Genomic DNA, 445 nt, shown 5'->3' with positions numbered 1-445 from the left:
GACAGACGTGCTGCAAGAGCGACTGGGTCGGGTTAGCGGGACGGCCGAAGAGATTCTCTCAACACTCGACGCGGTCTGAAATCTCTTATCTGTGGTTCGTTGTCGCTGCTCTGTTGAACCTCTTTATCAGACGTAGCTTTGTCTGTAACAGGGTATATAGAACTTTTCACAGGGTGATGTTTTCGCAGGTCCAGCGGTGAATTGCTCGGCACACCGTTTCTGGGGATTTATTGATTGAATGTCGGTGCCCCGGTGTAGTAGTCTCGATGAGTTGAACTGGCCACTTCCCTTCTCCACGATATGATGACCAACGAACTCGACTCCTTGCTCGAATGGTTCGAGTTGAAGGACGAACTTCGGACGGGATGGGTGCTTCGGAATATTGACTCGCCTGAATCGGTCGCGGCCCACACGTGGGGGACAGCGTCGCTGTGTCTGCTCTATG

1 protein-coding gene is annotated in these 445 nt (G+C 52.8%); it reads left to right on the top strand.

The window, feature by feature from the left end; genetic code table 11:
- Positions 1-300 precede the first annotated feature (300 nt).
- Positions 301-445 (top strand): HD domain-containing protein (locus DVK00_RS21010; protein ID WP_121578525.1); only part of this gene is annotated, 145 nt, incomplete at its 3' end.

The organism is Haloarcula sp. Atlit-47R, from assembly GCF_003665985.1.
Taxonomy (GTDB): domain Archaea; phylum Halobacteriota; class Halobacteria; order Halobacteriales; family Haloarculaceae; genus Haloarcula; species Haloarcula taiwanensis.
This window is presented reverse-complemented; position numbering and strand designations above follow the sequence as displayed.